Here is a 26,385-nt window from a genome sequence, read left to right as displayed (position 1 = left end):
CTGACCAGATTTTCTGTAAGTTTGAAAAGAAGTCGATTTTATCCACAACCAACCGCGTGTGACATGCACAACCAAGGAGAAATAAGTTATCTTATTTTCAGTTTAAAAATAAAAGCTAGTTGAGAGGTTGTTTTATGTCTGGTTTGAAGTCAAGTGTGTTGTGGCAACCTTTAGCCATCCTTGTTACCTTGTCGTTTAGCCTTGGAGGCTGCACCAGTTCCGAAACAACTTCGGGGTCTAACAATGAGGTTCCGACAACTCCTACAGTGTCGTTACAAACTAGCGATAGTAATTTGGGTGCAAAACCGACGCCAGACGGCACGAGCACTACTGAGAAGGCGGACTCGTCTTTACGGCAACGGTATGAAGCAGCAGTAGCTAAGTATCAAATCCCAGAACAGCCCAAAGACGCCCCACCCCTACCACAATGGGTATTAGCTGGTCCACCCAAAATGCCGGCCGAAATCGACGATCCTAAGAATCCAAACGCCCCATGCGACTTCGCAGAGTTTTATTTAACTGTATATGGTTTTACATTTAACACAAATAATCTAGACCTCTTAAGAAGTCTAGAAAACCCACAATGTGAGTCATGCAAAGTATTCGAAGATGGATTTGTAAAGGACCGAGTCGAAGGTGGCTGGGATAGGCTCGCTACAAAGCCTAAGGCAACTAACTGTGAGATCGATTCTTCTGTGAAAGAAAAACCGATTGTTACCGTTGAAACCAAGATGCCTGAAAAAACATCGAAAGAAAATCAAAAAATCGTTTCCAAAAAGTCGCACGACAGACTTTTTGTTTTCGAGCTGGATAACAACAAGCAAAATGGATTTACGATAAACGATGCAGCCTCAAAGCAACTATCACAATAAAAGAATTGCCTTAAGCATTATTGCACTATTCTTAGTACCAGTTTTTACACTTCCCAATTCATTGGTTGCATTCGGGTACGATGACTACACCACAAATGTCAAGAATGATCGAATACGAATTCGCCTTTCAAAACATACCGTCAGCCGCTCCTTTAATAAGTCAGACAACCGGACACCTCCCATTTCAACAAAACCGACTGCTAGGAACACCTCAACCGCTCCTGATCCGGCTTGGCGTTTGGACTGCGGCATCTATAATTATCGTCCAAATTATGAGTCTCATACTGGCCGATTCATGGAGAATGCGTATCGCCAGGGCCGACAACGAGCACTCGAACGTCGTGCTTTTTACGAATTAAAGTCTGAAGTTGTTTCGGGTAAAAACTGCACCGATTTGTACCATTTGTTGTATCCCAAAACAACCGCCAATAGAAGTTCACTTCCTGCCTTTAGTCCCCCAGCCGTTTACCGCGTAAACACCGCATTACTTAAGGAAAAAGTAGCTAATGCGTCGAAAGCGCACATGGTTATCGAACCTGATGGGCGCCACATAACTTCAAAGGATGCGATCATCTCTGCCACTAGCGACAAACAGACGATAAAAGTAAACCTTGATGGTCACAACATCACCGTGAACCTTAAAGCAGTTAAGTTTATTGCTGATTTCGGTGATGGTGGGCCAAAACTGGTTCAATCTTCCCTACCAAAACCGTGGCCTGAGGGGTTAAAAGGAAAGTTCCATCGAAAATATCGAAAAGAAGGAAAATATACCGCGGTACTTACTACCAAATGGGAAGGCACTTACACCGACCCGACCAGCGGATCGGTAAAACCTTTACCTGGGCTAGTGACCACCAGTGAAAAAAGCAAGATCCAAACAGTAAAAAACTATAAATACCAACTAACTGATGATGCGGAGGAAGCGAATGGACACTAGCTCACCAAAAACCCAAAACGTAATTAGTTCAGTTGACCAGCAAAATCAACGCGCGGAAAACAGCAACCAGCAAAAGCTTCATCCACGTCGAATCATTACTCTCATCTGGTTTGCTCTATCTGCCTCACTTATTACCTTCGCCACCATCGGATTACTCTTTACACTGATCTTAATTGAAATACAAAAACTACCGTCTCCAAGCGACAACAGTTTCATCCTAAAAACTGGGGCAATAGCTATTGGAGCAGCCATTCTAGTATTTCTAAACACTTGGACAGTCAGCAAAAATCTGCTCGTAAAAGAAACAAAAAGCAGCCTTCTGCACTACCCTGCCGTCTACCTTGCAAGCAGCTTGGCCACCCTAATAGCAGTTGGAGTACTACCGAATGAACAAGAATATCTAATAAACCTTGTTTTCTATGGGGAGCTAGTAGCCATATTTCTTACTACCCCTGCTTGGCTAAACTTATACTATCGCCGACACAAACTCCTGCAACAAGCACAATCTGATAGACGTGCGAGCATACAAAACACTTACTATCAAAAACAAATCAGCCAATAACTACCAAGCGAAACCACGACCTACGCAGTAAGTTCACTACCTAGTCACCATGACAATGTACACATAAGAAGCAAAGGGCCTCTCAAACCTTTCGGTTTGAGAGGCCCTTAAGTCCAACTAGCAGAAAAATCTGCTAATCGAAATGCTTAAGATACTCAGTTGTTGGTGAGCTTCTCGCGCAAAGCAGCAAGAGCTTCATCAGAAGCCAAGGTGCCACCCATTTCTTCCGGAGCGGAAGAGTAGGAAGCAGGAGCTTCTTCGGTCTGAGCAGCAGCGGCAGCGTTGGACTCACGGTCAGCTTCAGCAGCAGCAGCTACCTGAGCCTTGTGAGCTTCCCAGCGAGCCTGAGCAGCAGCGTACTGTGCTTCCCAAGCTTCACGCTGCTCGTCGTAACCTTCGAGCCATTCGTTGGTCTCTGGGTCGAAGCCCTCTGGGTACTTGTAGTTGCCGTTCTCATCGTATTCGGCGGTCATGCCGTACAACGAAGGATCGAACTCTTCAGCGTTGGGGTCAACGCCCTCGTTAGCCTGCTTGAGGGAGAGGGAGATGCGACGACGATCCAAGTCGATATCGATGACCTTAACGAATACTGGGTCACCCACCTTAACAACCTGTTCCGGAACCTCAACGTGACGCTGAGCCAATTCGGAGATGTGAACGAGGCCTTCAATGCCATCTTCAACATGCACGAACGCACCGAAAGGAACCAACTTGGTGACCTTGCCAGGAACAACCTGGCCAATGGCGTGGGTACGTGCGAAGGTCTGCCATGGATCTTCCTGAGTTGCCTTGAGGGACAAGGAAACGCGTTCGCGATCCATATCCACATCAAGAACCTCAACGGTAACTTCCTGACCAACTTCAACAACTTCACCTGGGTGATCGATGTGCTTCCAGGAAAGTTCAGAAACGTGAACTAGGCCGTCAACGCCACCGAGGTCAACGAACGCACCGAAGTTAACGATCGAGGAGACCACGCCGGAACGAACCTGGCCCTTCTGCAAGGTGTTGAGGAAGTGGGAACGAACTTCAGACTGAGTCTGCTCGAGCCAGCTACGACGCGAAAGCACAACGTTGTTGCGGTTCTTGTCGAGTTCGATGATCTTGGCTTCGAGTTCACGACCAATGTAAGGCTGTAGGTCACGGACGCGACGCATTTCAACCAAGGAAGCAGGCAAGAAGCCACGCAAACCGATGTCTAGGATCAAACCGCCCTTGACAACCTCGATGACGGAACCGCGAACGACGCCGTCTTCTTCCTTGACCTTTTCGATTGCGCCCCAAGCGCGCTCGTACTGTGCACGCTTCTTGGACAGCAGCAAACGGCCTTCTTTGTCTTCCTTCTGGAGAACCAAGGCTTCAATGGTGTCGCCCACCTTGACAACGTCTTCAGGTGCAACGTCGTGCTTGATGGACAATTCGCGGGATAGGATTACCCCTTCGGTCTTGTAACCGATGTCTAGGAGGACCTCATCATGGTCGACCTTGACGATGGTGCCTTCAACAATGTCACCGTCATTAAAGTACTTGATGGTGGCGTCGATGGCGGCAATTAGGTCCTCTTTGGAACCAATGTCGTTAATGGCAACCTGCGGGGTGCCCGGCTGCTGCGAGGTGGTGGTCATAAAAAATAGACTCCGAAAGTGACTGATCTAGTATGGACAATTCTTGGTGGTGATTACCTATTGTCAGTCTTCAATAAGCGCACACCATAGGCTATTCTACACGTTTTCTTTGATATTGCACGCCAAAAAGCCCGTGAAACACAACCTAAAAATTGCTGTCAGTCGTCCACAATCTAGCAAAATGCCATACACATATTAAAGGAAGAAATCCGCCTCATTACTTAAGCCTTCTACAAAGATAGAGAAATGCTCAGAGTTCTTCAATCCAAGACGAAGTTAGCAACAGATTAGGATAAATTTTCAACTAACACATTAGAGGTTTTAGTTCGATAAATAATAGGAGGAAAAATGCTAGAGAATCACATAGCAGGTGGTATCTACGGATTGGCACTTGGAGATGCTTGGGGACGAGAAACCGAATTCTCCAACTACGATTTTATCGATGAAGACCAACTAGAAATTCCTCCAGAGCTAATCATCACCGATGACACCCAAATGAGCCTCTACGTGCTCACTGCCATAGAAAAAATCGTCAAGACCCCAGGCCTGCTCGACCAACTGAATGAACATCACGACGATGCCATCACAAAAGCACGCAAAATCTTCGCAGATGAATTTCTCATCTATTTAAACGACCCTGACAACACCTCCCTCCGTGCCCCAGGTATTACCGTTACCGATTCTCTGATCAACTGGGAGAAACATCGCGCACACAATTTGCCAGATCTAACCGGAGTCGAGGGCGCCCTCGACAATCATTCCAAAGGTTGCGGCACCATCATGAGGGCACCATGGATCGGTTTACTAAACTGGAGCGAGAACCTAACAATCACTCTGGCATTTATCCAATCCCAAACTACACATAACCATCTCGCCGCCCACCTTAGCGCTGCTCAAGGCGCCCTCATGGTCCACAGAATCATGGCCGAGGTCGAAAAGCATCCCGAAAACCCCTCCCCTAAGAGCCAAACACAATGGTGGCTAGAGACTTCAAAAGACGTAACCCAAAAAGTGCTTGAAGTAGCCAAGCAGCTAGCAGGACCTTCACCTGAGGAGCAGGCAGAATTCATCACGACCGTTAAAAATGCGGAAAAGCTATTAAACGATCCTGAAGCAAAAACGAAATACAACAACCAAGATCTATCCGCCATCTTTGGGGCGGGTTGGGTTGCCGAACAACTCTACGCCACAGCCCTGGCAGCCAGTACACTTTACGCCGACCAGCCCATCGAAGCCATCCGCTCACTAGTCCACACCAGCGGCGACTCAGACAGTTTAGCTGCCGTTGGAGGTGCCTTCGTCGGTTGCCTCAACGGCTTAAACGCCCTCGGAAATGATTTCCTAAACAGATTCGAACCACGCTACCAAAAAGAACTTGTGGAAGCGGTCGAAAGAGTGCTAACGCTCAGAAAATAAACCAGTAGCAAGCAGGTAGCACAGAAGTTACTAAAAAAGTTACTAAAAACCAGTGTCGCCGGCTCTAAAAACCAAAACAGAGCCGGCGACAACGAAATTTTAGAGACTAACTAGCTCATACAAAAAGCACAGCCTATTTCAGTCCAAGTCCTTGCTCGTGCAGAATCTCTAGAACTGGTGACTGATCTGCGGCACCTTTACCCAAAAGCTTTTCAATGCGCGAAGTAAAGGTACCAATTGTTTTTGTGGTGTCCCGCAGATCGTAGTATTGCTGTACCACCGCATCGTACTCGGCAAGCGCTTCATGGAAATTCTCAAAATCTGGGTAAGCATTCTCTGACACCACAATGCTTTGAGGTAAGCGGGGCTTAAATTGTGGGCTCTGTTCCGGCTCCCCAACTAGCAAACCAACCAATGGGTAGGTCAGTCGAGGCAACTTTAACGCCTCGATTACCAAACGAGGATCAGCAGTAATCGAGCCCAAATAAACAGTACCCAATCCCAAGGATTCAGCTGCGGCCACCATATTTTGAGCCGCAATCAAAGTATCCTGGCAGGCCTGCAGGAAAAGATTCATTCTGGCAAGGTCTTCGATATCAACCCCAGCTTCCTCACGAATCTTAGCGTTACGATACAAATCAGCTATAAAGAGGAACAACTCCCCACGGTCACCGCCCACATACGGCTGACCCGAGGCTTGATAAATCTGTTCACGCACCTTGGGATCGGTAACGTGAATAATCGTGGTCTGTTGCTGATAAGCACTTGTAGCTCCATGGCGAGCCACCGTCAATAAAGTTTTTAGCTGTTCAGCTGTCAACTTAGACTGACTATAAGCACGAATTGAACGATGAGCCAGTTGCGCCTCAATCATCGGGTTCATAATCGGAGCCTGGGGAGCCTGAGAAAGTGCCTGAGTTGGCGCATCGACTTCCAATGACTGAGAGACTACTCCCCCATTTTTTAACTCATCACGCTGAGGATTTACCGACTCGTTTACTGTTTTTGTCATTTCTAAGACTCCTATGAATAGATGACGCGAACAAAAACAGTTTACAGATCCAGAGAAAAAGCGGCAAAAAACCGCGACAGATTTAGATTCAATTTGCAAAATAGGACCTAAGCAGGCACCAACTGAAACTTAGCCATGCCTTACCTAGTGCGATATCTCACCTAGCCCCCTATTATGTCTATTAGGTCTCACATTTTTAATTAAGATCCTTTAAATTGTTACAGCCACGTACCGACTATGACAGAGAGGTCAAAATGAACTCAAAGCCAGAAGAGTCTGATATTCAACAGACCCATAACCACGGCACGGGTATTTCTGCCGAAACACTTGCGGAGATGCCTCCAGTCGAGCTCAGCGAAGAAGCAAAAGCTCGCAACGATCGTTGGAACCCAAAGAAGATTGCTATTTGGGCAATCATTTCTCTAATCGCAGCATCCGGCTGGTGGTTTACCGCCATTGCCCGAGGTGAAACCGTAAACGGCATTTGGTTCGTTTTCGCTGCGGTAGGTTCCTACCTAATCGCATACCGCTTCTACGCCAAGTACATTCAGGATAAATTCGTAAAGCCTGATGACAAGCGCGCTACCCCAGCAGAATATGACTACAACGGTCGCGACTTTGTTCCCACCGACCGCCGCATCCTTTACGGGCACCACTTCGCCGCTATCGCCGGCGCTGGCCCACTAGTCGGCCCAGTATTGGCTGCTCAGATGGGCTATCTCCCAGGTACTATCTGGATTATCGTTGGTGTTATTTTTGCTGGCGCTGTCCAGGACTACCTCGTCCTCGTTATTTCGATGCGTCGCGGCGGCCGTTCACTCGGTCAGATGGCAAAGGACGAACTCGGCACTGTTGGCGGTATCGCGGCATTGGTTGCCACCCTCTCCATCATGCTTATCATCGTTGCCATCTTGGCAATGGTAGTAGTTAACTCCCTAGCAGCTTCCTCTTGGGGTGTTTGGTCAGTAGGCCTAACCATTCCGATCGCCTTGTTCATGGGCTTCTACCTCCGCTACATTCGCCCAGGCAAGGTCATGGAAGTTTCTATGATCGGTATCGTCCTCTTGCTACTCGCCATCATCTCCGGTGGCTGGATTGAAAACTCCTCGCTCTCAACTGCGCTCCACCTAGGTCGTCCGTTCTTGGCTTGGGTCATTATCATTTACGGCGCCACCGCCGCCATCTTGCCAGTCTGGATGCTACTAGCCCCACGTGACTACCTATCCACCTTCATGAAGGTTGGCGTTATCACCATGTTGGCTCTCGCCATCATTGTGGTTCGTCCAGTAATCACCGTCCCAGCCGTTACCCACTTCGCTACTGCCGGCAATGGCCCAGTCTTCTCGGGTACCATCTTCCCATTCCTATTCGTCACGATTGCTTGTGGTGCTTTGTCTGGCTTCCACGCCACGATTTCCTCTGGTACCACTCCAAAGCTGATCGAAAAGGAATCTCAAGCACGCCTTATCGGTTACGGTGGCATGTTGATGGAATCCTTCGTAGCCATCATGGCTTTGGTCGCCGCAGTTTCGGTTGACCAGGGCATCTACTACGCCATGAACTCCCCCATCGCCGCTACTCAGGGTACGGTCGAGGGCGCGGTTGCTTTCGTAAACCAGCTTGGTTTGACTGGGGTAAACCTCCAGCCAGAAACCCTCACTGAAACCGCTCGCCTAGTTGGTGAAACCTCCGTCGTTTCCCGTACCGGTGGTGCCCCCACCTTGGCAGTCGGTCTAGCAACCATCATGCACCAGATTTTCGGTGGCCAGTCCATGATGAGCTTCTGGTACCACTTCGCCATTATGTTTGAAGCTCTCTTCATTCTTACCTCGGTGGACGCTGGTACCCGTGTTGCCCGTTTCATGCTCTCGGACGCCCTCGGCAACTTTATCCCCCGCATGAAGGACCACTCCTGGACCCTAGGTTCTTGGATCACCACCCTACTCATGGTGGCTGGTTGGGGCTCGATTCTCCTAATGGGCGTTTACGACCCACTTGGTGGTATCAATACTCTCTTCCCACTATTCGGCATCGCTAACCAGCTACTAGCTGCAGTTGCGCTCTCGATTTGTTTGGTGGTCTTCGCGCGCAAGGGCTACACCTGGAAGCTACTCATTATCTTCATCCCAATGGTATTCACTGCCATCATCACCGTTTACGGTTCCTACTTGAAGATCTTCTCAGCTGATCCCAAGATCGGTTACTGGGCTAACCACTTCCGTTACAAGGATGCACTAGCCGCCGGTAAGACCGAGCTAGGCGCCGCTAAGAGTGTGGAAGCCATGAACACCGTCGTCAAGAACACTGCCATCCAGGGTTCACTATCGATTCTCTTCGTGGTTTGTGCTCTCATCGTGATGATTGTTGCTTGCATCCGTACAGTTCAGGCTTTGCAAGGCAAGAACCTAATCGATACCGAAGATCCTTACGTCGACTCTCGCATGTATGCTCCTTCGGGCATGGGTGCCAACCCAGACGAAAAGATTCTCGTCAAGCAGTGGGAAGAGTTCTACGCCAAGCACCCAGAACTTGACCTAGAAAACTCCCACCATGCAGAACTCGCTAAAGAAAGCGCCAAAGCATGAAAAAAGTATCTAGCAAACTGCAAACTGCCTACCGCAATGTCCGTTGGTACGTGCGAGGCGTAGTTGGTGCAGACGCCTACGAAAAATACGTTCGTTGGTGCGAGCACACTGGTCACGAACCCATGGATGAAAAAACCTTCTGGCGTGACAAGTGCGATCGGGAGGAGAAATCTCCTGGAATGCGCTGCTGCTAGTTGCTAGTTAGTCAAAGGTGTCCCGACAAAGCCCAGCTTTGTCGGGACACCTTTTAATCTTTATGACCATCTATATCCAAGATTAATCCACACCGCTTGCTACCAAAAATGTTTTGAAAATACTGTCTAGCACGATCCCCCACAAATGACAGTTGTTACCCCCGGCTGAAAAGCGAGAAAAAAGTTTAATCAGCTAAAGCAAGCGAACTAATCTTTCAGCTCAATTTTCTGATGTAAACGAACCAGAGGTTCTGGTGCCCACCAATTCCACTTACCGAGCAAAGTCATTGTCGCTGGTACCAAAAGCATTCGAACCACAGTAGCGTCAGTAATAACCATAATGGCTAAGGCAACCCCGATTTGTTTGATTGGAAGCATCTGACCCGTTACAAACCCCACGAACACGGCCACAATAATTGCTGCCGCCGAAGTAATTATTCTTCCTGAACGCTGCAATCCCTGAGAAACAGCCGCATCATTATCACCTAGCGAATCCCAGTACTCCTTAATTCGAGCCACGAGAAAGACTTCATAGTCCATCGATAGCCCAAACCCAAAAGCTAAAGAACAAGCCACGATAAATGTTTCCAGGGAATCCACTTGTGGCAGTCCAAACCAGCCTTGACTAAATAGCCAAGCGGTTAATCCCAATGAGGCGGCTAAAGACAAGCCATTTAGGATCAATGCTTTCAAAGGAACCAGAATCGAACCGGTCATGGCAAATAGTAAGACGAAAACTGCCGTAACTACTATTAATAACGCCCAAGGGAAGCCCGCTTTTAAACTCTGCGTGAAGTCGTATTGGAAAGCGATCGGCCCCCCAATTAACAAATCCGGATAATCATGGCGCAACTCTGCTAGTGCTTCCTGCTCAAGTTGCGGGTTATCCTTCAAAGCAGATTTTAAACTTAAGTTGATTTGGGTATACCGGTCATTATCAAAAACTGGAACTTTCCAAACAAGATCTACTTCTTGACGTTTTTCAAATGTCTTTAACTGTTGTTCTAATTGTTCACCTTTTGCTTCCGACAAAATGGTGATTGGCGGATCGGCAAGCTTCGGATACTGCTCAGAAACGACTTGATGTACCTTCCCTGCAGGCGAATCTACCGACAAATAAGCCATCAAATTAGTTCTGGTATGCATGCCGAATAAAGGCAGTGCCATCGTAGCCAAAAGCAGAGTAAGGGCAACAGTCCAAACCACTGGTTTAGCTTGTACTAACCGAGCAAGCGACGCAAAAACTCCCCTTTCGCCATGAAACTCTGCTTCTAGAGTCGCAGAGACTGCCTTGCGCCCAAAAAGTCGTTTCACTATCGGCGGTTTGACTAAATAGTTTGAGAACAAACTCAAAAGGGCGGGAACTAAGGTTAAGGATGCCGCAACTGCAGCAAGCGTAACGACAACCCCGCCGAAGGCAATGATCCGCAAAACTGTAGTGGGGAAAACAAAAAGGCCTGCAATCGAAAAAGCAATAGTTAAAGCCGAAAATAAGACAGTTCTTCCAGCCTGGCCGAGAGCTACTCCCAAGGCCTGCTCAGTAATCTTCTTAGACTGCGAAGCATTAAGCCGGTTAGCGTCCAATGATTCTTTGGCACAAAGATGATCTACCTCTTCTCGAAAACGAGAAACGATCAAAAGTCCATAATCAATCGAAAGAGCTAAGCCGATGATAGTAATTACATTCAAGACAAAGCTATTAACGTCCATCACGAACGTCAGCACCCAAACCCCAGCTAGTCCGAGGACGATAGCCGCGCTTGCCCCTAGCAGTGGTAGCAAAGCGGCCAATAATCCTCCAAAGACAAGGACCAGAAGGATCAAGGCAACTGGCATCGAAACCATTTCCCCTTGAGCAAGATCTGCCTTGGATAGTTCAGTTATTTCGTTACCCACGATTTGTGCCGATAAAATACCGACTTCAGCGTGTGAGTCTAATGATTTCAATCCATTTTCAAACTGTTTAGCTGCTCGCTCAACCCCAGTTACGGCCTCGGACAATTCCTCTGCTGATTTTGCTTCCAGCTCAACACTGATCACAAAGCCTTTTCCGTCCTTAGCTAGAAGTATTCCAATCCCGTCTTGTAGCTCTTTAAGTCCCTCATCAAGTTTTCTTTTCTCTGATTTAACCGATAATAGTTGCTGCTCTACTTTCGCTAAACCCGCTGCCAACTTAGCTTCTTGCTCACGCATTTCTTTTAGCAGACGCACCTGTTCACCCGAGGGCAGGGCCTCAAAGCGTTTTTGTTGCTCAGGAGACTTCTGCCCTTGTTTGAGCAACTCCTGTTTATCTTCCAAATCTTTTTTGAGGTTTTGCAAAGTACGCAAACCGTCCTCGGTTCTTTTAGCTAAGTCCTGAAGTTCTCTTTCTTTAGCCAAACCATCGAGTGGTTGCTCAACTTGTTTAACTGTTGATATCTGCTTTAAAACAGATTCAAAATTGTCGGTTCGTTTCCTCAGGTCATTAAGATTCGATGCTATTGGAACTGACTGCACTACCAGTAGGACATTTTCTCGATGCCCTTTCCCGGCAAGAATGCTGCTAACTTCAGCTGACTGGGTGTTTGGGGTACGTCCCATTTGGGTATCTAAACGAGCAAATAGACCACCTTGTCCAAATCCTCCTAAGAGAGCACCGGCGCTAAGCGCAAGCAAAACCAACCAGACAACTATGAGTCGTCCGGGATGATTACTTGCAAACTGTCCTAAGCGCCCGAACATATTCTAATTATAGTGCTTGTGAAGACTGACCGAGAAAGTGCAAAAACGCGCAACGGTCCCCACAAGAATTTCGCCCCGAAAAACCCCAAACAATTAGCTATTTGGCAATCTATCCCCTAGAATTGCAACCATGTTTCTAAACAATGCTTTAATCGATGTTGATGGCACTTACCAAGATGGACTTGGGTCACTAGTAGCCCCTCGTTCATACCCCCGTTCGAACGCTCCTAAACTAGATTTGAATGGCGAATGGGCCTTTAGCTTTACCCCAGAATACGTCCAGGCAACCGCACCCGAACTCGAATCCTTAGCACAAGCTGGAGGACTCGCTGACCCCAATTTGGATGACTCGTCATGGGATCGAATTCCTGTTCCCTCGCACTGGGTGCTGGGACAAGACGGCAAATACGGACTACCGGCATACACCAATGTTCGTTTCCCCTTCCCAGTTGACCCACCGGCAGTTCCTGACGAGAATCCAACCGGCACATACCGTCGCACCTTCACCCTGCCTGATAACGCTCAAGGGAAAAACTGGGCAGGCGAAAATGGCCGCACCTACCTCCGCTTCGACGGCATCGAGTCCCAAGGAGTCGTCTTCCTAAACGGTCAACTCGTTGGCATCACCCAAGGTTCCCGACTAGCTACCGAATTCGACGTCACCGATTTCCTCACCGAGGGCGAAAACCAACTGACCGTCCAAGTACACCAGTGGTCAATCGCCTCCTACATTGAGGACCAAGACCAGTGGTGGCTGCCCGGTATCTATCGGGATGTCACCCTGCTAGCACGTCCCGCCCTCGGTATTGAAGATGTTTGGGTCGAAACCGACTACGACGCTAACACCTATCAAGGTAAGTTACGGCTAGAAGTGCGCGCCGCGCTTGCTGCCTTCCCAGTAAATATTTCTTTGCCAGAACTAGATTTCGCAGGGGTACTTGAAGCACCTAAGAATCCGGCACGTTCGAGTGAAAATGCGGGGATTGAGACCGTAACCGCTAGCTACGAATTCGAGCTTGGACAGGTAGAACCTTGGAGTGCGGAAATCCCAACGCTATACCAAGTCAAGATAGAAAATGCTGCCGAAACTTGGGAGCTTAAAACCGGTTTCCGCCGAATTGAGCTGATCGATGGCACAGTTTTTGTCAATGACAATCCGCTGACTCTTTACGGTATGAACCGCCACGAGGTCAGAGCTGAAGCTGGACGAGTCTACGATCATGAATTCTCGCACGAGGACCTCAAACTAATGAAGTCCTTCAATGTCAACGCAATTCGCACGAGTCACTATCCGCCCCATCCTAGGTTCCTAGATCTTTGCGATGAAATGGGCTTTTGGACGGTACTTGAATGCGACCTTGAGACCCATGGCTTCGAATTCACCCAGTGGCGCGGCAACCCTAGTGACGATCTGCGCTGGCAGCAAGCCTTCGTGTCACGTGCTCGCCGTACGGTTGAACGAGATAAGAACTCCCCTGCTGTGATCATGTGGTCTCTAGGAAATGAATCTTTTACCGGCCAGAATTTGGCTGCGATGGCGCGCTGGGTAAAAGGTCGCGATCCTCGACGATTGGTTCATTATGAAGCCGACCGCGGAGGCCTCTACTCTGACACTTATTCCCGCATGTACCCCTCTTTAGAGGAAGTCGATACCATCCTTAATGGTCGCGGACCAGTTGCTTTTAAGAACCATCAGGCGTCCAATGCTACTGTTCCGCAGGCGGCTCATGTGCGCACAATGCCTTATTTGCTAACCGAGTACGTTCACGCCATGGGAACAGGTCCCGGTGGAGTTGAGGCATATATTGCTCAGATGGATCACCCTCGACACCTTGGCGGTTTTGTGTGGGAATGGCGTGATCACTCGCTTGTGCGTCAGCTACCAGGTCAAACAGGACTGGCCTACGGTGGCGACTTTGGCGAAGTAAACCACGATTACAACTTCGTCTGTGACGGCATGATTGACGCTCTTTCGCGACCATCGGCCGGTTTATCAAACTGGGCGAATTTGGTAGCCCCAGTCCAGGTTTCACCTTTGAATACAGAAACTGTTCTTGCCGGCAGGCTTCCCATTCATGCCCGCTGGAATGCCCGAACATGTGAAGGTTTTAAAGTAGTTTGGCGCATTTTCTCTCCAACTGAAGAAATGGCCACTGGTCAGGTTGATTTGCCGGCACAAAATGGCCAATTTGAAGTTGAGATCCCGGAGCTAAAGCTGGCTTGGGAACAAGCATGCGAAAGCGCCATGGGCCAAGCGAGCGAATGTTGGCTGACCACCACAGTGGTAGATCCAGACGGACGCTACAGCTATCAGGCCCCGACATCTGGCCCCGAGCTCTTAGTTGGCGCTCCATATTCTGGCGGTCGGACAATGCACGTGGCGCAACTAGAGTTTTCCTCTGCAGATGCTGGCCGAGGACGTTGGTCGCTTGGTAAGACCGGCTGGGCGAAAGAGCTACCGCTTACTTTCCAGCCTTTCACTTCGGATTTGGGCGACAAGTTAGTCCTTGGGCCTCTTACTTTTAATGCGCGTAATGGGCGTCTGGTGCAGCTTGGCGAGGTGGAAGCTGAAGGAATTTTGCCACAGCTTTGGCGTGCACCTACCGACAACGACTCGGGCCACGGGCCACAGGATTATGCCGAAACTGATCCCACTGTCGATCTCGGTGGCGGCACCGGTCTTTGGAGTCAGTCCGAGGCCGATAAGTGGCAAGCTAAATGCCAAGACAAGACCATGACCCGGCTGGTTTCTTTGGAATATGTTCCAGCCAAGCAGGTAAACGAAAACGGAACTGTCTCCACTATCGCGTTGCGTACTCGTTGGCGAATCGCTCCGCGTGAATACCAGTTTGGATTGGACTATCTGACAACCTACACCTTGTCCGATTCCGACCAAGTTCATGTGGAAACAGAGGTGGCCCCATTTGGTCCCTGGCCAAACTCATTGCCTAGGATTGGACTGCATCTAGAATTGCCCGAACTTGGTTGGGAGGCAGCTTGGCTCGGCCAAGGTCCCAATGAGTGCTATTCAGATATGCAGGCAGGCACAGTGGTAGGTCACTACCAAGCTGCAGCGAAGGACTTGTGGGGGCTAAGAATCTTCCCACAAGAAGCTGGCTTGCGTCTTGATACTCGAGAACTAATTCTGAAATCAGAAAAACAAACTTTCACCTTCAATTTTGAACGCGGCTATCAAGACCAGCTTCCGGGCTTTAGCGTTTGCCGTTGGACTCCCGAAGAGCTAACCCTTGCCCAGCATGATTGGGAACTACCAGAATCCGATCGTCTACACCTTTACCTCGATGCCCTTCAGCAAGGTATTGGCACACGTTCGTGTGGACCTGGTGTCCGTCCTGGTGTCACTGCTTTCGCCCGCAACATGCGAATTGCCTTCACCTTAACCATCGACTGATAGTAGTATCAGGAAACTAACAAAAAGTTTGGCCCCCTTGATCATGAGGGGGCCAAACTTTTAAGTATTGCTGACGATTATTTCCCGTTTTTAGCTTTTGAAGCCATAATGGCTTTGAAAATATCGTCGGTTTCTTTCTTGAATGCAACCATGCGTGCGCCATCATGGACACAACTAGCGGAGTTCGCCAGCATGATTACTTCTGGAGGGAATGGAACAATACGGTTAAAGACTGCACTCATGGCGTCGACCGCAATATTGCCACAGTCCTCGATTGCCCCCATGATCACTACTTGCGCTGGATCAAATCCTAAAACGATCGGAACGAGACCACGAGCAATTTGACCGGCAGCTTTAGCTACCACATCTTGCGCCCATTCCTCACCTTCACCGGCCAAAATGAACAACTCACGATTATTGATACCTCGTTTGGTGGTGGCATCACGTAGCAAAAGTTCTGCTTCCCACCAACCATTTTGGCGATCAGTGCCTACTTCCCCGGCCGCGCCATGGGCGCCTTCTACCACTTGGCCATTCATAACAAGCGAGCAACCAATAGCTTCCGAAATATGAACACCAACAATGGAGTCTGGGGCATCTTCCGGCAGCAATCGGTGAGCGGCGTATCCAGCTAGCTTCGCATCATTAGCGATTACCAAGGGGCACTCCACGACTGGGCTCAACTGTTCTTCAAGTTTGCCCCCAATCAGATCAGGATAATTACGGGAACGAATCCACTTACCGTCACGCACGACGCCAATCACTACCACCACAGTTCGGGCTAGCGGAACCCCTTCTGGCTTTTGCGCTACGAGTTGTTTCGCAAGTTCTATTAAAACGTCACCAGCTTGAGACATTTCCTCGTAAGGAAGAGAAGCCTCTGCAATTGTCCGTCCTGTGGCATCCTGCAAGAAGCCCATTACTTCCCACAAAGTTAGGCGGAGAATCAAAGTGGCATGATGTTCCGACTTGATCCTAAAGAGTTTAGGCGGACGACCACCAAAAGACTTGGTAGTTCCTAAACTACGTTCTACAAGACCTGTGTCACATAGCGAACGTAAAACTTGGGTGACCGTTGGCCGTGAAAGATTCGTCTCACGAGCTAACTCTTCAAGGGACTGGAAGTCCCCTTTTTCTTGTAAACAGGCCAGTACTGCCCTAGTATTGGTGCGACGAACACCGATGATCGTCTCATGTGAATTATTTGAAGGCACGTTATAAAGAATACACTCTTTTGATTCGTGTTGTCACTTTTCTAGAGCGCTGTCTATAATGATTTGCAAGGGTGTTACAAAACACTTCACCCCAACGTCAACCACGACAATATTTCAGGAACTTTTGTTCCCGCACACAAGGAGTGTCGCAATGAAGCGAAAGATCGCACTGGTCATGTCTCTTGCCCTAGCATCGGGCGCCTTGGCAGCCTGCGGCTCGAGTGATAACAACTCGGAAGCCGGCGGCGGCAAGATGGACAAGATCGAACTTTGGATGCCTACCCTAGCTAATGACAACCAGGACAAGCAGCTATGGCAGGAAATCTCCCAGAAGTTCGAAAAAGAAAACAACGTTAAGGTAAACGTCACCATCGTTCCTTGGTCGGATTACGAGACCAAGTTCCTCACCGGCGTTACCTCAGGCAAGGGCCCTGACGTTGGCTTCATGTACCCAGAAATGATGGGTGACTACATTGAAAAGGCTCAGATCGAACCTCTCGATAGCTTCGTAACTGAAGACCAGAAGAAGAACCTATTGTTCTTGGACAATGGCGTCGTTGATGGCAAGCAGTACGCTCTACCTTTGTTGGTTGGCGGTGCTCGCGTTATGTTCTACAACAAGGCGCTCCTAGCCAAGGCTGGCGTTGACAAGTTGCCAGAAACTTGGGATGACTTTGTGGCAGTTGGCGAAAAGCTCAAGGGTGCAGGCATTGCTCCTTGGATCTCCGATTTTGCTGATAAGTCCCGCGGCGTCATGAACTCCAACTTCTTCCCATTCATTTGGCAGGCCGGTGGCCGCCTCTTCGCTGAAGACGGCAAGAAGACCGAATTTGACTCCCCTGAAGTTATCAAGGCCGCAACTTACCTCAAGACCTTGCTAGACAAGGGCGTCCTAGATTCCACTTCAACCGGTGCAACCACCGAATCGGCTCGTAAGTCGTTCCAGAATGGCAAGTCCGCTTTCATCTTCGAAAACTCGGCTAAGGCTTCCCTCTGGAAGGAATCGAACATCGATTACGGCTACATCGTTTCCCTCAAGGATAAGCAACGCGGTACCTTCTTCGCCTCGAACTCCTTGGTTCTATTCAAGGGTTGCCAGGACAAGGACCTCTGCTACAAGTTTATGGATTACCTAACCCAGGGTGACCAGATGGCTAAGTTCCACACCAAGGCTCCATTCTTCCCAGTCGGTAAGGATGAAAAGGGCGATCCTAACGATGAATTCGCAAAGGTCTACACCGAAGACAAAGATGCCTTGCACACCTTGCCAGTCGTTCCTCGTTCGGTTGGCACCTACCAGGTTCTCTACAAGAACTTGCAGTCCATGCTTGCTGGAGCTAAGTCTCCTGAGCAGGCCATGAAGGACGCAGCCGCTGAAGGCAACAAGATCCTCAGCAAGTGATGACCTACTCGCTTTAGCATGAAATGGCGGCCTAGTGCCCAAACTATAAATGGTACTAGGCCGCCATTTCTGCTTTACGGGTAGATCCGTTTACCGCGGAGATTGATATCTAATGACCAAACCCCAAAACCTTACTTTTAAAGAGCGGGTAGATCGCGCGAGCGGGATTCTTTACGTCCTGCCATCGTTTTCTATCTTGTGCCTCATTGCTGTAGTACCAATTATCTACACCGCTTACCTTTCCTTCACTACCTACGATGTCTTCAGTGCTCCTGTACCCAACGGAGTCGAAAACTACCGTCAACTACTACACGATGAAAACTTCCGTCTAGCACTGCTCAACACCGTGATTTTCACGGCCTTGACGGTACCGTTCCAGACCATCATTCCGATGATCTTGGCCGATCAGCTAGTCCGTTCCGATCACCCTAAGCTTTCGGGATTTGTTCGTTCTACCCTATTCATCCCAGTAGTTGCCTCCCTAATCTTGGTAGGTATGGTCTGGCAGTACATGCTGGCAGCAAATGGCGGTACTTTCAATGAAATGCTCCATTTCTTCCACCTGATTTCGGATGATTACAACATCAACTTCCTAGGTACCCGTACTGGTGCCTTGTTCGCCGTTGCTTTCGTTTCCATCTGGAAGCACATTGGTTACTTCCTAGTGATTTTCTACGCCGGTGTTCAAGATATTCCTCGTGAACGATACGAAGCAGCCCGCGTTGACGGAGCGAACCGCGTACAGCAGTTCATTCACATCACCATGCCAGGCTTACGACCGATTACCTTCCTGGTTGTAATCCTCGGTACTATCTGGTCTTTCCAGGTCTTCGACTTGGTTTACTCCATGACTGGTGGCGGCCCTGCAGGCGGCACCACCACCATCGTTATCTCTATCTTCGAAGAAGGCTTCAAGAACATGCAGATGGGTTATGCCTCGGCAATCTCGATGTTCTTGTTCGTCTGCGTCGTTGGGATTTCGGTCGCTCAGCAGCTGATCTACAAGAGGATTGAAAAATGATCGGTAAAATCGGAAAGTTTATTCTAAATTTCATCGTAGCGATCCTACTGATTCTGTCAGTATTGCCATTCATCTTGATGGTTCTTGCTGCCTTCCAGCACACTCAGACTCTTGATTTCAAGATCCGTTGGGATGCGCTAACTTTCGATAACTTCGCTACCCTCTTCCAATACCATGGCTTTGGCTCAGCAATGTTGCTGTCGGCCTCGGTTGTTGTCATTGCTTGCGTCATGAACATCATCGTTTGTTCCTTGGCTGCTTACGGTTTCACTTTCAAGCGTTTCCCTGGCTCGGAAGCCATGTTCTGGATCTACATGGCAACCATGATGGTTCCTCGTCAGGTGACTGTGATTGCTATGTTCGTTTTGTTCAACAAGCTTGGCATCTTGGGCACTACTATCTCTTTGGCCTTGCCGGCTATTGACGCTTTCGGTGTGTTCTTGGTTCGCCAGTTCATGCAGGGTATCCCAGAGTCCTTGCTTGAAGCTGCCAAGATTGACGGTGCCACTGACTGGATGATCTTCCGCAAGATTATCTTGCCTTTGGTTAAGCCGGTGTTGACCGCACTGACCGTTTTCACCTTCTTGGCAACTTGGAATGACTTCTTGTGGCCTTTGGTTTCGCTCGGCTCGGATGAATCCCAGACCGTGACCTTGGCTATTTCGAAGCTCCAGGGTGCATTCTTGACCGAATACGGCCTCGTCATGGCCGGTACTACTATCGCCTTCTCGGTACCTTTCATCGCTTACGTGCTATTGCAGCGTCAGTTCGTTGAAGGTGTTGCCGCAAGCGGTATCAAGGGGTAAGTAAATGTCTTTTTCCTTCGTTATCGTTGACGATTTGACGAAGGTATATCCCAGCAAGGTTCCCGCCGAACGGTCTGAACTACCTTTGTTCGGTCCTCTCGGCGGGAACGCTGCTTTTCAGCTGGCATATTCCTTTGCTCGAGCGCAACGCACGCCTCATTGGCCCAGTATTAAAGTAACGCTGAAGGCACCTGGAGCGAACCTCTTAGCCCAGCAAGTTCGAGTGGTTCCAGCTTTGTGTCCTTCTTGGCGTCAGGACTTGGCAGATTACGAGGTTGATGGTCCTGCACTGATTCCAGATTTGCTGATTCCACTGGCTTCTGGCGAGGATGAAATTTCTTTTGTCACTAAGCCAACTGGAAGTGGTTTCAGTTCGATTTGGTTCGAGGTCGGTTTAACTGCATCTGAAGTTTCGTTGCTAGTCGAGGACGATAAGGGCGAAATGCTCTTCTCAAAGACGCTACCAATCGAAAGCTACTCCGCTCTTCTTTCCAAAGCCCCAGTAACTCATGCACGTTGGTTCCACTATGACTCTTTGGCCGAATATTACGGTCTCGAAATGTGGAGCGAACGGCATTGGGAAGCCATCAAGGGACAGTTCGAGGCGGCTGCCGACCTCGGTGTTACTAGCTTAATGATTCCGGCATGGACTCCCCCGTTAGATGTTAAACCCGGGGACTACCGTCATCGGGCTCAACTAATCGGAATAACCAAAGAAAACGGTGGCTTCAAACTTGATCTTTCTAAAGTAGAAAAGTGGGTTGAAGTTGCCCGGGCCGCCGGCATCAGGCAGGTGGAGCTTCCGCAATTCTTCACCCAGTGGGGTGCTGGTTTTGCTGCCGGTATTTATTTGACCGATCAGACTGCGGATGAACAGCCCTACTTTGGCTGGCACACTAGCGCAACAGACCCAGAATATGCGGCTTTGTTAACTCAATTGATTACTGAGTTGAGGTCCTTGCTCGAACCGATCTATGGGGTTGAAAATATCTTCTGGCATGTCTCGGACGAACCTCATGCAGAACATCTGGCAGAGTACCAGGCGGCTGCTGGCCAGGTACGTCCACTGTTGGCAGGCGCAGAAGTTATTGATGCTCTTTCTGATCCTGAATATCTCAAGGAGGTGCCCACTCCTGTGGTGGCCACCAGTGAAGTAGATAAGTTCAGGGCTGTAGGAGTTGAACCAAGCTGGGTGTACTACTGTGTTAGTCAGTCTTTGGGACAAGCGAACCAATTACTGGCACAAAATGGTGTCCGACATGCGATTCAAGGTTTCCAGTTCTACAAACATCAGGTAAAGGGCTTCTTGCACTGGGGTCTGAATTTTTACTACCGGCAGTACTCACAAGGTCTGGTTGATCCAGTTAATGATACGGACGCGGGAGGCAACTTCCTTTCGGGTGATCCTTTCATCATTTACCCGGGCACGGATCTTAAGCCGTGGTTGTCACTGCGTCACCGGATGATCCGCTCAGCTTGGCAGGATTTGGCGCTGCTTTATGCTCTTGAGGATAAAGTCGGGCGAGATGCTCTGCTACAGATTATCGATCCTGATGGTTCGATGGATTATGCGGCTGGGTTCCCGACAAATGAGGAACTGGCTAAACGTCGCTATCAGTTGTTTAAGCTGGCCCAGGAGCATTTGAACTAAAGCAATCGGTTTAAACCACGATCACTAGTTTTGGGGTCGAGAGGCGAATAGGCTTCTCGACCCCAAAACTTTTTCTTAAACCTAGGCAAAGATATAAGGTCTTTACGTATTTAGATCACCGAATGTGGACTAGTTGCCTAAGCGCGAGCTAGCTAGTTTCATGGGTCTTATTTGCCGAGGATTTTGGTTGCAATTAGTTTTGGGGTGTAAGCCTGTTCGACTTACACCCCAAAACGATCTCATACGGCTAGTGGATCCACTAGTTGATGATTTTTTGCATCATATTTTCATCGCTGGACGCGAGCTCCTGCACCCTGGGCAAGGCGAGTTACCTCTTCAACCGAAGCCATGGAGGTGTCACCTGGTGTGGTCATTGCTAGCGCGCCATGAGCGGCCCCAAAGTTAACCGCGGTTTCGATTTCACCAAACTCCATTAAGCCATAAAGCAGACCTGAAGCGAAGGAGTCTCCCCCACCGACACGGTCGAGGATCTCGAGACCATCACGTTGGGTGGCCTGAGCGAATCCTTGTTCACGCGACCAAGCAATGGCACCCCAATCGTTTACGGTGGCAGTTTTAACTGCCCGCAAAGTGGTCGCGATTACCTGGAAGTTCGGGTATTCGCTAGCTGCTCGTTCAATCATGGCTCTAAAGGAATCGATTGGGAGCTGAGTCAGGTTCTCATCTGCTCCTTCGACTTCGAGCCCAAGGCAGGCAGTAAAGTCTTCTTCGTTACCAATCATGATGTCTACGTACTGAGCAAGCTCACGGTTTACTTCCTGGGCTCGTTCCTTCCCACCAATTCCCTGCCAAAGGCTCGGACGGTAGTTTAGGTCGTAAGATACCAAGGTACCGTGTTTACGAGCGGCGATCATCGCTTCTTTTGCGACCTCGGCACTTGACTGGCTTAGGGCGGCAAAAATGCCACCAGTGTGTAGTACCCGAGCACCAAGCTGACCGAATAGTCGATCAAAATCGACCTGGCCTGGCTGGAGTTGTGCGATCGCAGTATGGCCACGGTCTGAACAGCCGACGGCTCCGCGCACGCCAAAGCCACGCTCAGTAAAGTTTAGGCCGTTTCGCACATTTCGTCCCACACCGTCGAAGTCGAACCATTGGATAAATTGGGTATCGAGTCCCGAAGTGAGCACTAGGTCTTCGAGTAGTCGACCGACCTCGTTTTTAGCAAAAGCTGTAACGATAGCGCCACGTTTCCCAAAGCAACGACGCAGGCCGCGAGCGACATTGTATTCGCCGCCCCCTTCCCATGCGTTGAATTGGCGGGCAGTGCGAACACGCCCTTCGCCTGGATCTAGGCGAAGCATAACTTCGCCTAGCGAAACGATATCGTAGGCTACTTCGTCTTCATTTCGGAAGTTTAGGTTGGCGCTCACTTGTTTAGTTCCTCTCGAGCAGCTTGGTAGGCAGCTAGTGCTTCCTGGGAAGCCTTAGTGATACCTTCAAAGTCTCCGGCATTAATCATCGCCTTGGTGACCATCCAGGAACCACCGATTGAGCTAATGAATGGTGCCTGAGCCCATGGAGCAAGGTTCTTCAGGCCAATACCACCAGTAGGCACGAATTTAACCTGACCGAAAGGACCGGCAAAAGCCTTTAGGACTGGAAGGCCACCCATGGCTTCAGCAGGGAAGAATTTAAGCGTGGTTAGACCCCACGATAGCGCAGTAACAATCTCACTCGGGGTGGCAACGCCTGGGAGCAATGGTACGCCTCGTTCGGCGGCAACTTCTGCGACCTCGCGAGACAGACCTGGAGAAACCAAGAACTTAGCGCCGGCGTCAATCGCAGCATTTGCTTGTTCGGCATTGATGATGGTGCCAGCACCAACAGTGGTGCCACCGGCCTCGGCAATCAGGCGAATAGCCTCAGGGGCGGCCGCGGTACGGAAAGTAACTTCCGCACAAGTAATTCCGCCAGCAGCTAGCGCTTGCGCGGTTGGCACAGCGTCCTTGGCATCGTCAATCACAACCACTGGTACCAGTGGATTTTCGGGCAGTAGTGGCGCAATGTCAGGTACTTGCAGTTTATTTTCAGTCATGATTTTCTCTTTCAAACTTCAGTTGTTGCGGCTCTTGAGCTTGGCGATGGCTTCGTAAAGGCCATTAAGGTAGGTGGCGCCAAGGGCACGATCGTAGAGGGGGTATCCAGCGCGACCTTCCTCTCCCCAGATCATGCGACCATGGTCGGGACGCACATAAACATCTGGGCAGGTGTCGTACAAGGCTTCCATAATGGCTTCCATGTCGAGGTTGCCATCAGCTGATAGGTGAGCAGCTTCTTGGAAGTGCTTATCACCGAGGTAACGAACGTTGCGTACGTGAGCGGCAGCAATGCGGCCTCGTTCCCCGAATTCGCGGAAGATTGCCGGCACGTCATTATCTGGGTTCGAGCCGAGTGAACCGGAGCAGACACAGAGCGAGTTGGCAGGTGAATCAACCATGGTAACGATCTTGTCGAGGTCGTCACGGCTATTGCAGATACGAGGAATACCGAAGAGTTCCCAAGCTGGATCGTCTGGGTGTACGGCCATGCGAATCCCGACCTTTTCACAAGTTGGGATAATGCGCTCCAAGAAGTAACGGTAGTTTTCGCGCAGGTCATCGGCGGAAATGTTAGCGTAAAGATTTAGTACCTCTTCAAGTCGACCGAGGCGTTCTGGTTCCCAACCAGGAAGGGTGAAACCGCCCGAGTCCTTGGCGGTGCGTTCCACGATCTCCATTGGGGTCATGCCTTCAACATCAGCATGGTTGTAGTACAAGCAGGTCGAGCCGTCTTCATTCTCATGGTAGAGCTCAGTACGTAGCCAGTCGAAAACAGGCATGAAGTTGTAGACGACGACCTTGATGCCATATTTGGCTAGGTTTTCCAAAGTGGTGCAGTAGTTCTTGATGTACTCGTCACGGGTTGGCAAACCTAGTTTGATGTCCTCGTGCACGTTTACGGACTCAATTACTTCGCATTCGAGGCCGGCGGCGTTAACCTGGTCCACTAGAGCCTTGATGTCTTCTTCTGGCCAAACTTCCCCGGCCGCGTACTGGTCGAGGACGCCCATAATGCCGCTCATACCTGGGATCTGCTTGATGTACTGCAGGGGAATCGGGTCGAATCCTTCGCCGTACCAGCGGAAAGTCATCTTCATTTTTGGTTCCTTCTTTGGTGTTTTGGTTGGTTCAGTTAGTTTGATAAGTTCAGTTAGCAAAGTGCTGATCGAGGACGCGACGAACTGCCCCGGGCTCGCGTAGCAATTCTTGCAAGAGAGCTTCAGTGCGTTCACCAAGATTTACGTCGTATAGGTTCACGCCGAAGATATTGGCGTTGGCTAGGATTGGTGAGACAACCTCGTGAATCTGTTCTAGGGTGTAATCATTGCCTAGCTTTAGTGGGGATACCTGTGCTTGAAGTTCGTCCAATAATGGATCGGAGGCTGGCTGGAACTCTTCACCGATGTCGGTTACTCCAAGTAGGTAGCGCAACCAAAGTGCAAAGACCATTGGCATCGCCACTAGATTGTCGGTGCTCAAACCGCGTTCTTGGTATCGCAACAAGGTTTGACCGAAACGGATTGGTAGTTTCTGGCTAGTATCCATCGCAATACGTGCTGGGTCATCTGGCAAGTACGGATTTGGGAAACGTACTTCGAGTACTTCTTTCAAGAATTCTGCAGGTGAGACGATCTTTGGATCGATTACTACCGGCATGCCTTCTTGCCAACCCAGCTGATCCACTAGTTTTGCTAGTGCTGGGTCTCGCATTTCCGAATCGATCGTAGGGAATTCAAGCAAGCAACCCGAAACTGCCAAAGCTGTGTGCAGTGGGTTCAAGCAAGTGGTGACCTTCATGTGTTCGAAATCGTCGCATACTTCGCGGGAAGTAATTGAAACTCCGAAATCTTCGAAGGGCGGACGTTCTGTCTCCGCAAATGCGTCCTCGATAACCAAATATTCTGCCGGTTCGGTGTTAACGAAACCAGCTAGTGGGGTTCGGCCCAAGGTTTCGATCCCCATGTCTTCAAACCCAAGCTCGGTCAATTTTTCACTGATCTTAGCGTTCGGGCGGGGCGTAATCTTATCAATCACGGAGATCGGGAAAGCCACCTGCTTCCGATCGGAAACCCATGCAACGAAGTCCTCTGAGACGAAACCGGCTTGCTGCCATCCCTTAACGATAGTTAATACCGAATCTCGCAACTTATCACCGTTATGACTGAAGTTATCGCAAGAAAGCAGAGTGATTGGAGCCTTTGCCGTGTGATAGCGCTTGAGTAGCAATGCTGCTACTAACGCCATGGTATGGCCTTGATAGGTCAGGGAATCTGATTCTTGATTCCAAGGATCCACTGAGATAGCTTCAGATACTGCCGGAGCTAATTCTCCAGCGGAAGTATGAATCGCATAGCCCTTTTCTGTCACAGTAAAGGAGAGCAAGGTTACCTTAGGATCAGCAAAGATTTCTTGTAATCGTTCAAAGTCGGCAGTCCGCTTGGTAGCCAGTCCTTCCCCGAGGCCGGCAATCACTTGTAGATCCAGTTCGCCTTGCGGGTGCAGGGTAACGCCTAGGCTCATCAGATCGTGAGCGGCAAGCTGAATATCAAGTTCTTGTGGATCAAGTGGTACTACTGCCGTAATTGGCCAGTGGTGACCAGCAGCAAGCATTTCGTGAGCTATGCGAGCTAGAAAAACTCGGAAAATATTGCCAGGTCCAATATGTACCCAACGAGGATTTTCTTTTGCTTGTTCTTGCATTTGGGCGACTGAAAAGTCGGGCAAGGAAAGATCTAGTTTCTTCTCAGCTTTAGCTTGAGCAAGTTGCTCAAGGCCTGCAACGTTGAGGCGCATTTAATCTCCATTGAGTAATGCTCCCAGCCCCGTTTTCGCGGTCGAAAACTAGCCGGAAACAAGCCGATTTTTTTCTCTGTTTAGATTGTCCCACTTTCG

Annotated in this window: 19 protein-coding genes; 11 read left to right on the top strand and 8 right to left on the bottom strand. The window is 49.5% G+C overall.

The annotated features are described in order from the left end of the window. Nucleotides 1–134: 134 nt before the first annotated feature. The 3 genes from BK816_RS04125 to BK816_RS04115 are packed head-to-tail and all read left to right on the top strand — an operon-like array spanning nt 135 to nt 2,371. Nucleotides 135–872 (top strand): hypothetical protein, encoded by a 738-nt coding sequence (locus tag BK816_RS04125; protein WP_156981990.1) that lies wholly within the window; start codon nt 135–137, stop codon nt 870–872. Further along, a complete protein-coding gene (locus BK816_RS04120) occupies nt 844–1,809 on the top strand; it encodes a hypothetical protein (RefSeq protein WP_156981989.1) in 966 nt (321 codons plus the stop codon). Before BK816_RS04125 ends, BK816_RS04120 begins: the two co-directional genes overlap by 29 nt. Further along, nucleotides 1,799–2,371, top strand: coding sequence for a hypothetical protein (locus BK816_RS04115; protein WP_071164045.1), 573 nt, complete (start codon nt 1,799–1,801; stop codon nt 2,369–2,371). Before BK816_RS04120 ends, BK816_RS04115 begins: the two co-directional genes overlap by 11 nt. A 155-nt stretch (nt 2,372–2,526) precedes the next feature. Here BK816_RS04115 and rpsA read toward each other — a convergent pair whose 3' ends face one another. Then, a complete protein-coding gene (rpsA, locus tag BK816_RS04110; protein WP_071164044.1) occupies nt 2,527–3,996 on the bottom strand; it encodes a 30S ribosomal protein S1 in 1,470 nt (489 codons plus the stop codon). A 348-nt stretch (nt 3,997–4,344) separates the two neighbouring features. Here rpsA and BK816_RS04105 point away from each other — a divergent pair, with 348 nt between their 5' ends. Beyond that, nucleotides 4,345–5,412: an ADP-ribosylglycohydrolase family protein gene (locus BK816_RS04105; RefSeq protein ID WP_071164043.1), complete on the top strand. Its 1,068-nt coding sequence runs from the start codon at nt 4,345–4,347 to the stop codon at nt 5,410–5,412. A gap of 133 nt (nt 5,413–5,545) precedes the next feature. Here BK816_RS04105 and BK816_RS04100 read toward each other — a convergent pair whose 3' ends face one another. After that, nucleotides 5,546–6,298 (bottom strand): nitroreductase family protein, encoded by a 753-nt coding sequence (locus BK816_RS04100; RefSeq protein ID WP_071164923.1) that lies wholly within the window; start codon nt 6,296–6,298, stop codon nt 5,546–5,548. 380 nt (nt 6,299–6,678) lie between these two features. Here BK816_RS04100 and BK816_RS04095 point away from each other — a divergent pair, with 380 nt between their 5' ends. Together BK816_RS04095 and BK816_RS04090 are read left to right on the top strand one after the other, a co-directional pair. Further along, nucleotides 6,679–9,009 carry a carbon starvation CstA family protein gene (locus BK816_RS04095; protein WP_236842356.1) on the top strand — a complete coding sequence of 777 codons (2,331 nt, stop codon included), beginning with the start codon at nt 6,679–6,681 and terminating at the stop codon, nt 9,007–9,009. Then, complete coding sequence (locus BK816_RS04090) at nt 9,006–9,203, top strand: CstA-like transporter-associated (seleno)protein (RefSeq protein WP_071164042.1); 198 nt, start codon at nt 9,006–9,008, stop codon at nt 9,201–9,203. Before BK816_RS04095 ends, BK816_RS04090 begins: the two co-directional genes overlap by 4 nt. 207 nt (nt 9,204–9,410) lie before the next feature. Here BK816_RS04090 and BK816_RS04085 read toward each other — a convergent pair whose 3' ends face one another. Continuing rightward, nucleotides 9,411–11,864, bottom strand: coding sequence for an MMPL family transporter (locus tag BK816_RS04085; protein ID WP_170299663.1), 2,454 nt, complete (start codon nt 11,862–11,864; stop codon nt 9,411–9,413). A 190-nt stretch (nt 11,865–12,054) separates the two neighbouring features. On the opposite strand from BK816_RS04085, the gene BK816_RS04080 reads away from it, so the two are divergent. Continuing rightward, on the top strand, nt 12,055–15,336 hold the full coding sequence (locus BK816_RS04080) for a glycoside hydrolase family 2 (protein ID WP_071164040.1): 3,282 nt from the start codon (nt 12,055–12,057) through the stop codon (nt 15,334–15,336). A 77-nt stretch (nt 15,337–15,413) separates the two neighbouring features. Here the strand turns inward: BK816_RS04080 and BK816_RS04075 are convergent, their stop codons facing one another. Further along, nucleotides 15,414–16,550, bottom strand: a complete 1,137-nt coding sequence (locus BK816_RS04075) for an ROK family protein (protein ID WP_071164039.1) — start codon at nt 16,548–16,550, stop codon at nt 15,414–15,416. 151 nt (nt 16,551–16,701) lie between these two features. Between BK816_RS04075 and BK816_RS04070 the strand changes: the two genes are divergently transcribed. The 4 genes from BK816_RS04070 to BK816_RS04055 all read left to right on the top strand — a co-directional run bounded on the left by BK816_RS04070 (nt 16,702) and on the right by BK816_RS04055 (nt 21,430). Then, nucleotides 16,702–17,952, top strand: coding sequence for an ABC transporter substrate-binding protein (locus tag BK816_RS04070; RefSeq protein WP_071164038.1), 1,251 nt, complete (start codon nt 16,702–16,704; stop codon nt 17,950–17,952). Nucleotides 17,953–18,064: 112 nt separating this feature from the next. Further along, a complete protein-coding gene (locus tag BK816_RS04065) occupies nt 18,065–18,973 on the top strand; it encodes a carbohydrate ABC transporter permease (RefSeq protein ID WP_170299662.1) in 909 nt (302 codons plus the stop codon). Then, nucleotides 18,970–19,779, top strand: a complete 810-nt coding sequence (locus BK816_RS04060; RefSeq protein WP_071164037.1) for a carbohydrate ABC transporter permease — start codon at nt 18,970–18,972, stop codon at nt 19,777–19,779. Before BK816_RS04065 ends, BK816_RS04060 begins: the two co-directional genes overlap by 4 nt. A 4-nt stretch (nt 19,780–19,783) precedes the next feature. Continuing rightward, the gene (locus BK816_RS04055) at nt 19,784–21,430 is read left to right on the top strand and encodes a DUF4091 domain-containing protein (RefSeq protein ID WP_083379062.1); all 1,647 of its coding nucleotides are present in this window, start codon (nt 19,784–19,786) and stop codon (nt 21,428–21,430) included. A 287-nt stretch (nt 21,431–21,717) separates the two neighbouring features. Here BK816_RS04055 and BK816_RS04050 read toward each other — a convergent pair whose 3' ends face one another. Genes BK816_RS04050 through BK816_RS04035 form a run of 4 tightly spaced genes read right to left on the bottom strand, consistent with a single transcriptional unit; the run spans nt 21,718 to nt 26,286 of the window. Next, on the bottom strand, nt 21,718–22,824 hold the full coding sequence (locus BK816_RS04050) for a sugar kinase (protein ID WP_071164036.1): 1,107 nt from the start codon (nt 22,822–22,824) through the stop codon (nt 21,718–21,720). Next, a complete protein-coding gene (locus tag BK816_RS04045; protein WP_071164035.1) occupies nt 22,821–23,489 on the bottom strand; it encodes a bifunctional 4-hydroxy-2-oxoglutarate aldolase/2-dehydro-3-deoxy-phosphogluconate aldolase in 669 nt (222 codons plus the stop codon). The genes BK816_RS04050 and BK816_RS04045 overlap by 4 nt, the downstream gene beginning before the upstream one ends. Nucleotides 23,490–23,507: 18 nt before the next feature. Continuing rightward, complete coding sequence (locus BK816_RS04040) at nt 23,508–24,590, bottom strand: mannonate dehydratase (protein WP_071164034.1); 1,083 nt, start codon at nt 24,588–24,590, stop codon at nt 23,508–23,510. A 49-nt stretch (nt 24,591–24,639) separates the two neighbouring features. Beyond that, on the bottom strand, nt 24,640–26,286 hold the full coding sequence (locus tag BK816_RS04035; protein WP_071164033.1) for a mannitol dehydrogenase family protein: 1,647 nt from the start codon (nt 26,284–26,286) through the stop codon (nt 24,640–24,642). Nucleotides 26,287–26,385: the final 99 nt, after the last annotated feature.

Source organism: Boudabousia tangfeifanii (genome assembly GCF_001856685.1).
Taxonomy (GTDB): Bacteria; Actinomycetota; Actinomycetes; order Actinomycetales; family Actinomycetaceae; genus Boudabousia; species Boudabousia tangfeifanii.
The sequence above is the reverse complement of the archived record's forward strand: the minus strand, read 5'-3'. Positions and strand labels throughout refer to the sequence as shown.

Bases quoted from the DNA above. Each gene is read 5' to 3' on its own strand.
- BK816_RS04040 (WP_071164034.1), bottom strand. From the start codon at position 24,590: ATGAAGATGACTTTCCGCTGGTACGGCGAAGGATTCGACCCGATTCCC.
- BK816_RS04090 (WP_071164042.1), top strand. From the start codon at position 9,006: ATGAAAAAAGTATCTAGCAAACTGCAAACTGCCTACCGCAATGTCCGT.
- BK816_RS04095 (WP_236842356.1), top strand. From the start codon at position 6,679: ATGAACTCAAAGCCAGAAGAGTCTGATATTCAACAGACCCATAACCAC.
- BK816_RS04080 (WP_071164040.1), top strand. From the start codon at position 12,055: ATGTTTCTAAACAATGCTTTAATCGATGTTGATGGCACTTACCAAGAT.
- BK816_RS04105 (WP_071164043.1), top strand. From the start codon at position 4,345: ATGCTAGAGAATCACATAGCAGGTGGTATCTACGGATTGGCACTTGGA.
- BK816_RS04115 (WP_071164045.1), top strand. From the start codon at position 1,799: ATGGACACTAGCTCACCAAAAACCCAAAACGTAATTAGTTCAGTTGAC.
- BK816_RS04035 (WP_071164033.1), bottom strand. From the start codon at position 26,286: ATGCGCCTCAACGTTGCAGGCCTTGAGCAACTTGCTCAAGCTAAAGCT.
- BK816_RS04045 (WP_071164035.1), bottom strand. From the start codon at position 23,489: ATGACTGAAAATAAACTGCAAGTACCTGACATTGCGCCACTACTGCCC.
- BK816_RS04070 (WP_071164038.1), top strand. From the start codon at position 16,702: ATGAAGCGAAAGATCGCACTGGTCATGTCTCTTGCCCTAGCATCGGGC.
- BK816_RS04065 (WP_170299662.1), top strand. From the start codon at position 18,065: ATGACCAAACCCCAAAACCTTACTTTTAAAGAGCGGGTAGATCGCGCG.
- BK816_RS04125 (WP_156981990.1), top strand. From the start codon at position 135: ATGTCTGGTTTGAAGTCAAGTGTGTTGTGGCAACCTTTAGCCATCCTT.
- BK816_RS04120 (WP_156981989.1), top strand. From the start codon at position 844: ATGCAGCCTCAAAGCAACTATCACAATAAAAGAATTGCCTTAAGCATT.
- BK816_RS04060 (WP_071164037.1), top strand. From the start codon at position 18,970: ATGATCGGTAAAATCGGAAAGTTTATTCTAAATTTCATCGTAGCGATC.
- BK816_RS04055 (WP_083379062.1), top strand. From the start codon at position 19,784: ATGTCTTTTTCCTTCGTTATCGTTGACGATTTGACGAAGGTATATCCC.
- rpsA (WP_071164044.1), bottom strand. From the start codon at position 3,996: ATGACCACCACCTCGCAGCAGCCGGGCACCCCGCAGGTTGCCATTAAC.